The following is a 259-nucleotide window of genomic DNA, read 5'->3' on the forward strand; positions in this document are numbered from 1 at the left end:
CGCGACCGTGTTCGGGTCTCGCGGGTCGGGTTCGTTCCTGACGCGTGCCACGGGCATCATGGCAACCATATTCTTCCTAACCAGCATGGCTTTGGCGTATTATGCGACGAAGGGGTCAGAGCCGGTGACGATCATGGACCGTGTGGACGAGCGCACGATCATCGTCCCGCCGCCCGCGGCAGCGCCGACCTCGGACATCCCGGCGATCCCGGGTGGCGAGGAGATCAATTCACAGGCGGACGTTCCGGTCGGGCTTGCG

At 64.9% G+C, this 259-nt stretch carries 1 protein-coding gene; it reads left to right on the plus strand.

Features of this window, described 5'->3' with window-relative positions:
- Nucleotides 1–7 precede the first annotated feature (7 nt).
- A partial coding sequence (gene secG, locus GPT33_RS15095) for a preprotein translocase subunit SecG (protein ID WP_296810345.1) occupies nucleotides 8–259 on the plus strand: 252 nt, incomplete at its 3' end.

The sequence above is a fragment of the Thiocapsa sp. genome (genome assembly GCF_011390875.1).
Taxonomy (GTDB): Bacteria; Pseudomonadota; Gammaproteobacteria; order Chromatiales; family Chromatiaceae; genus Thiocapsa.